The sequence below is a fragment of the Streptomyces sp. ID05-39B genome, from assembly GCF_033794725.1.
Taxonomy (GTDB): Bacteria; Actinomycetota; Actinomycetes; order Streptomycetales; family Streptomycetaceae; genus Streptomyces; species Streptomyces bobili.
Window position 1 is genome coordinate 43127 of the sequence record NZ_JARGEF010000032.1, and the last position, 6000, is coordinate 49126.

7 protein-coding genes are annotated in these 6000 nt (G+C 71.3%); 5 read left to right on the forward strand and 2 right to left on the reverse strand.

The window, feature by feature from the left end; genetic code table 11:
* Nucleotides 1–17 precede the first annotated feature (17 nt).
* The gene (locus tag P1P75_RS10600; protein WP_319253902.1) at nucleotides 18–575 is read left to right on the forward strand and encodes a pyridoxamine 5'-phosphate oxidase family protein; all 558 of its coding nucleotides are present in this window, start codon (nucleotides 18–20) and stop codon (nucleotides 573–575) included.
* 95 nt (nucleotides 576–670) lie between these two features.
* Here the strand turns inward: P1P75_RS10600 and P1P75_RS10605 are convergent, their stop codons facing one another.
* Complete coding sequence (locus P1P75_RS10605; RefSeq protein WP_319253904.1) at nucleotides 671–1153, reverse strand: hypothetical protein; 483 nt, start codon at nucleotides 1151–1153, stop codon at nucleotides 671–673.
* 381 nt (nucleotides 1154–1534) lie between these two features.
* Between P1P75_RS10605 and P1P75_RS10610 the strand changes: the two genes are divergently transcribed.
* The 3 genes from P1P75_RS10610 to P1P75_RS10620 all read left to right on the forward strand — a co-directional run bounded on the left by P1P75_RS10610 (nucleotide 1535) and on the right by P1P75_RS10620 (nucleotide 4410).
* Nucleotides 1535–2770: a serine hydrolase domain-containing protein gene (locus tag P1P75_RS10610; protein ID WP_319253906.1), complete on the forward strand. Its 1236-nt coding sequence runs from the start codon at nucleotides 1535–1537 to the stop codon at nucleotides 2768–2770.
* A gap of 111 nt (nucleotides 2771–2881) precedes the next feature.
* Nucleotides 2882–4114 (forward strand): aminotransferase class V-fold PLP-dependent enzyme, encoded by a 1233-nt coding sequence (locus P1P75_RS10615; RefSeq protein WP_319253908.1) that lies wholly within the window; start codon nucleotides 2882–2884, stop codon nucleotides 4112–4114.
* 80 nt (nucleotides 4115–4194) lie between these two features.
* Complete coding sequence (locus P1P75_RS10620; RefSeq protein WP_319253910.1) at nucleotides 4195–4410, forward strand: hypothetical protein; 216 nt, start codon at nucleotides 4195–4197, stop codon at nucleotides 4408–4410.
* Between the two features lie 165 nt (nucleotides 4411–4575).
* On the opposite strand, the gene P1P75_RS10625 is transcribed toward P1P75_RS10620, so the two are convergent.
* Nucleotides 4576–4779, reverse strand: a complete 204-nt coding sequence (locus P1P75_RS10625) for a CsbD family protein (RefSeq protein WP_319253912.1) — start codon at nucleotides 4777–4779, stop codon at nucleotides 4576–4578.
* Nucleotides 4780–5217: 438 nt separating this feature from the next.
* Here P1P75_RS10625 and P1P75_RS10630 point away from each other — a divergent pair.
* The coding region (locus P1P75_RS10630; protein ID WP_319253914.1) for a SpoIIE family protein phosphatase at nucleotides 5218–6000 on the forward strand (783 nt) is incomplete at its 3' end.

The window sequence follows — 6000 nt, forward strand, 5'->3', positions numbered from 1 at the left end:
AGAGAGGAAGGACCGCCATGCCGACACAGGGATCCGCGGAGCGACCCACCGCTGAGCTGGACGACCGCTACAGTTCCGCGCTGAATCCGCGGCCGGGTGCCGCCGACGTCACGGCCACCGAGTGGGCCGAGGCCGAGCGGCAACTCCAGGCAGCCGAGATCTTCTGGGTGTCCACCGTGCGGCCGGACGGCCGGCTGCATGTCACCCCCGTGATCGCCGCCTGGCACGACGGGGTGCTGTACTTCTCCACCGGCCCGGGAGAACAGAAGGCGAGAAACCTCGCGCACGACGCGCACTGCGCGCTGACCACCGGCGGGAACTCACTCACGCGGGGACTCGACCTCGTGATCGAGGGAAAGGCGCAGCCGGTCACCGATCCCGCGGTGCTGGAGGAGGTGATCGCGGCGCACGAGGCGAAGTACGGGCCCCACATCACCTCGGCCGAGGGCACCTTCCACGGGATCGGGGACTCGTTTCGGACGGGGGACGCCATGGTGTTCGCGGTCGCCCCGACCGTGGCGTACGGCTTCGGCCGGGACGACGGGGTCTACACCCATACCCGCTGGACGTTCTGAGCTGCCGGGCACCACTGCGGCCGCCTGCAGCGAGGGCAACCTCAGTGGTGCCCGCCGCGGACGGCACGGGCGCGCGGGCGTCGCGCCCGAACCGATCAGTGACGCAGCATGCGGCGGCAGGCACCGAGGGCGGAGGTCGCGGGCCCTCGGTGTCCGGTCAGGCCATCGGCGAGGAGGGATACGCCGACGCCCAGTATCCACGCGTCCTTGGCCAGCGGGATTCCCTGCTCCGTGGGGCGCAGACTGCCTTCCTGGCGCATGCCCGGCGTCCGCAGGTACAGGCCCAGGGTGCCGCACGAGAACCCGGTGAGCGCGGCCCCCGCGACAGCCGCGGGCACGACCGGCAGGAGCAGGGCGGCGGCAATGGCGATCTCGCCCGCCGACAGCAGCCTGGTGAACTTCTGGGCGTCGAGCGTGCCCAGGAAGGGGTATGTGGTGGTGGCGAACTGATGGACCTTTTCAGCGGTGGCCTCGTCCGCGTCACGTTTCGACAGCCCCGAGTTGAGGAAGAACGCGCCGACCGTGAGCCTGAGCGGTACTTGCCGCGCCGCGCGGCCCCATGCCGAGTGCGATGCCATGCCGAGCCTCCCAACGTCGTCCCCGGCTACCACCATGGCATCCGCTCGAACCATGTCAAACCGGGGTAAGTCGCCCGTGCTCGCTGTGCGGCATCGGCGTGTGGGCCGCCGCCGAGAAGCCGGGCGCGGGATGGGGTGCTCGCCGCACTGCCGAGTGCACGGCTCCCACGGTCACAGCGCTCGCGTCCCACCACAAGGATCCGTGGCCGCCCGAGGCCAGGGTCCGACCACGGCTCCCCGCCGCGGGCCGGCGCCGCCCCGGGGACCCGCGTGGCTCCGAACGGGTGGACTCGCAGGGGGCCGTGCCGGGCGGGGGCCCCGGCCCGGGACGCGGGTGGTGACGTAGCCACCCGAGCCCCCGATCCGGAAGAGGCGTCCCGTATGAGACGTATCCCGTCCCGCCGTCTGTTCACCGCAGCGCTGCTCGTGGCGTCCGTTCTGGCCCCCATGACGGCGATGCCCGCCACCGCCGTCCACGCCACATCCGCAGTCGACGCCGCGGCCGTCGACCGAGCCGGGGCCGTCGACCGCCATGACAAGGACGACTGTCCGCCGGACGGCCTCGGCCCCGAACTGACCGCCCGGCTGGACGAAGCCGTCGAGGACGTCCGGCGGCAGGCCGGCATTCCCGGCCTCGTGGTCGGACTGTGGATGCCGGGGAAGGGAAACTACGTCCGCGCCACCGGTGTCGCCGACACCGCCACCCGCCGGCCGATGACCACCGACCAGTTCATCCGGATCGGCAGCGAGACCAAGACCTTCACGGTCACCGCGCTGCTCAAGCTCGTCGACGACCACCGGATCCGGCTGGACGACCCCATCTCCGCCTACGTGCGCGGCGTGCCGGGCGGTGACCGCATCACCCTGCGGCATCTCGCCGAGATGCGCAGCGGCCTGTTCCCCTACAGTGCCGACCCGGACTTCGTGCACGATCTGCTGAGCGACCCCAGCCGTACGTTCACCCCGCGGCAGGTGCTCGCCTACGGCTACAAGCACCCCAACACCTTCGAGCCGGGGCAGGAGTTCCAGTACTCCAACAGCAACCTCATCCTCCTCGGCCTGGTGATCGAGAAGGTCAGCGGGCAGCGCCTCGCCGACTTCATCGACCGGCGCGTGCTCCGTCCGGCCGGCCTGCACCACACGCTGTTTCCCGAGGACGCCGAGTTCCCCGAGCCTCATCCGCGCGGCTACACCGACCAGACGCTGGACGGCGAGGTCGCCGACGCCACCGACTGGAACCCCAGCTGGGCCTGGGCGGCCGGGGCGATGATCTCCGACCTGCACGACCTGCGCCGCTGGGCCAGGATCGTCGCCACCGGCACGCTGCTGAGCCCGCGGACCCAGGCGGAGCGGCTCAGGACCCTGCCGACCGGCTACCCCGGAACGAGCTACGGCCTCGGCATCTTCGAGTCCGGGGGCTGGATCGGGCACAACGGCTCCATCCCCGGCTACGAGAGCGTCACCGTCCACCTTCCCTCGCAAAAGGCCACGCTCGTCCTCATGCTCAACACCGACCGCATGTACGAAGGCAAGGAGCCCTCCTCCCTCGTCGCCCGCGCCATCACCGAGATCGTGACTCCGGACAACGTCTACGACCGCCCCGTCCCGCCCCGCTAGGACGGCGGCGCAGCAGCGGACCCAGGGGGCCGCCGGCGCGCATCGTGGCGTGGGTATCGTGATCGCGCATCCCGGCCGCAGGGCCGTCCCGCCGCCCACGTCAGGATTCACGTGACCGAGACCCGAGCGCTCGCCGCGCCCCGTCCTCTGCTGCTGACCGACGGCCGGGACGCCGCCTCCGCCTGGACCCTCGATCCCGCGATGCGGCACCTCAACCACGGCTCGTTCGGCGCGGTGCCCCGGGTGGCGCAGGAGCGGCAGAGCGCGCTGCGCGGCGAGATGGAACGGGCGCCGGTCGCCTGGTTCCCGCGGCTGCCGGGCCGGATCGCCGCCGCCCGCTCGGAGATCGCCGGCCATCTCCGCGTCCCGGCGCGGGACTTGGCGCTCGTCCCCAACGCGAGCGCCGGCGCGAGCGTCGTCTACACCGCCCTCGGCGCGCGTCCGGGCGGCGACATCGTGGTCACCGACCACGGCTACGGCGCCGTCACGATGGGCGCCGAGCGGCTCGCCCGGCGCTGGGGCGCACGCGTACGCACCGCCCACGTCCCCCTCGACGCCGATGCCCGGCAGGCCTGTACGGCGGTGATGTCGCAGGTGGACGAGCGGGTCGCGCTCATCGTCCTGGACCAGATCACCTCCGCCACGGCCCGGCTGATGCCGGTCGGCCTCGTCGGCTCGGAGGCCGCCCGGCACGGCATCCCGCTGCTCGTGGACGGCGCGCACGCCCCCGGCCTCCTCCCTGCGCCCATGGAGGGGCTGGCCTGCGACGCCTGGGTCGGCAACCTCCACAAGTGGGGATGCGCGCCCCGTGGCACCGCCGCGCTCGTGGCCCGGGGCGCGCTGCGCGAGGAACTCCATCCGCTGATCGACTCCTGGAGCGCCGCAAAGCCCTTCCCGGACCGCTTCGACCAGCAGGGCACGATCGACGCGACCGGATGCCTCGCCGCCCCCGCGGCACTCGACTTCGTCGACCGCACCTGGGGCTGGGACACGGCCCGCGTCTACATGCACGAACTGGCCGCATACGGCGCTCGCGTGGTGGCCGAGGCGTTCGAGGCCTCGGGCGGCCCGGCGGAACCGGTCGACGCCGGGATGCCCGTGCCGGGAATGCGCCTGGTCCGGCTCCCGGAGGGCCTGGGCGCCACCCGGATCGAGGCCGACGCCCTGCGCGACCGGGCGACCGAGGAACTGGGTGTCGAGGCCGCCTTCACCAGCTTCGGCGGAATCGGTTACCTGCGGTTGTCCGCCCACGTCTACAACACACCGGGCGACTACGAGTACTTCGCCGACGCCTGCGTACCCGTCGTCGAGAGGTGGGCTCGGGAAGCCCGCAGCGGACGCTGACACTCCCCGGGGCACGTCGCGCCGGGTTCGCGCGCCGTGGCCCGCGTGCGCGGTGACGGCTCAGGTTCCACTCTGGACTCATGGCTAACGCGATGCCCGTCGTCGTCTACCCGCCCGCCGAGGACGGCGGCCGGCGCGTCCGCGCGGGCAACCAGTTCCTCGGCATGGCCTACGGCCTCCTCGACGTCGCCGAGTTCTTACGCCTGGCGGGCCTGGAAGGCATCGACGACCTCGACGTGGCGGGCATGGCGGAGATCGAGTGGCGTGGGGGCGGACCGGAGGTGTGGCAGCGATGAGTCCCGTGCGGCTCCGGGCGGGACCGGGGCCACTACCCGTCCCCATGTGACCAGCCGGCCCTTGAGCGGTGGGCGGGCCAGAACTCCGGTCCCTGCGCATCCACGCAGCGCCGATCGCCGCCGGGGTCCGGGCAGGAAGAGGTCCGTCGTGCATCCAGGGAAACGTCAGGAGCGGCCTCGTTTGAACGAGTGCTTCAACGAGTCCTTCATGCCCAGGGCTCGGTGCCGGATGATGGTCACCTTCTGACGGATCGTGGCTTTCACCTCGTCCGTCCTGCCCTCGGCCTCGAGGCGCTCGCTACCGGTGATCCTCCCGACGAACACTTTGAACCTGGCCTTGGCCTGATCCCTGGCGCCACTTCTGACCATGGTGATCCCTCCATCGGACCGTTCTTACATGCCACGCTAGGTTGGAGAGAGTCATCGCGCTTGGTCACGCCCATCGGCGGGGTGCGGTGGCAGCCCGGACTGCGGTCGCCGCGTCAGGATCCAACGGATCGGACCTGACCGGACCGGCAGCGCCCTGCCCACTGTGCCGCCCGGGACAGACCTTCCCTCCTGCCCCGAAACTCCGCACGGGACAAGCGCACAGGCTTCGGCCGAGCCGGCCCAAGGGCCCGAGAGCCGACGCGGTTGCGGACTCGCTGAGAGGAGGATCCTTAGCGAGTATGGGAAGTGGGCGTATGGGTGCCCGAGGGTGGCAGCCCAGGTGCCGTCAGCAGGAACGGAGCCGTTGTGACGGGTGACGAAGGCGTGTTGTCGGATCTTCTGGCGCGCTCACACCGAGTGTCACCTCGGGACCTTCCGTTGCTGATCGACGATGCCGGGCGGCGCCTCGGTCTGTCCAGCGCACGCCTCTACGTCCCCGACCTTCAGCAGGTCCAACTGATCGCCTTGCCGTATCCGGCCGGGCAGGACACACCAGCACTGGACATCGACGACTCGGTGGCCGGCCTGGCCTACCGTACGCAGCGAATTCAGCGCACGCGTGACGGCGGCACAGCATGGCTACCGTTGATCGACGGAATCGAGCGCCTGGGCGTCATGATGGTCGCAGCACCCGACCTCGATCCCCACCTGCTGGAGTCCTGTACGGCGCTGGCGGGGCTGACCGCCTTGTTGGTGGCGTCCAAAGCGACCTACAGCGACCTGTTGGTCGCGCGCGAGCGTTCCAGGGCCATGACCATCCAGGCGGAACTGCTGTGGTCGTATCTGCCTCCGCGGGCCATCGGCACTGACCAGGTCACCTCGAGCACCGCTCTGGAACCGGCCTACGACATCGGCGGGGACGCCTTCGATCACAACCTCACCGAGAACGTCCTGCACCTGGCCCTGCTGGACGCCATGGGCCACGACCTGGCCTCGGGCGGTTCCAGCGCGGCCGCTCTCGCCGCCTGCCGCGCCACCCGCCGCGACGGCGGCACCCTGACCGACATCGCCACCACCATCGACCGAACCCTGGACCTGTGGATTCCGGGCCGCCTCCTGACCGCAGTCATCGCCAACCTCGACATCACCAGCGGCTGGCTCACCTGGATCAACTGCGGCCACCCCCCGCCCCTGCTCATCCGGGACGACGCCGTCCAGGAC